Annotated in this window: 1 pseudogene; it reads right to left on the bottom strand. The window is 63.0% G+C overall.

The window, feature by feature from the left end:
* Positions 1 to 332: pseudogene (gene tuf / locus LL06_RS25590) on the bottom strand (elongation factor Tu); the annotation flags it as partial.

Below are 332 nucleotides of genomic sequence, written 5' to 3'. Positions count from 1 at the left end.
TCGATGATCGTGGCGACGATGCCGGCGCCGACGGTGCGGCCGCCTTCGCGGATGGCGAAGCGCAGCTTCTCTTCCATCGCGATCGGAACGATCAGCGCCACTTCAGCCGAGATGTTGTCGCCCGGCATCACCATTTCGGTGCCTTCCGGCAGCGTCACGATGCCCGTCACGTCCGTCGTGCGGAAGTAGAACTGCGGACGGTAGTTGGTGAAGAACGGCGTGTGACGGCCACCCTCTTCCTTGGTCAGGATGTAGGCTTCAGCCGTGAACTTGGTGTGCGGCTTGACCGAACCCGGCTTGCACAGGATCTGGCCACGCTCGACGTCTTCACG

It is taken from the genome of Hoeflea sp. BAL378 (assembly GCF_000759435.1).
Lineage (GTDB): Bacteria > Pseudomonadota > Alphaproteobacteria > Rhizobiales > Rhizobiaceae > Hoeflea.
This window is presented reverse-complemented; position numbering and strand designations above follow the sequence as displayed.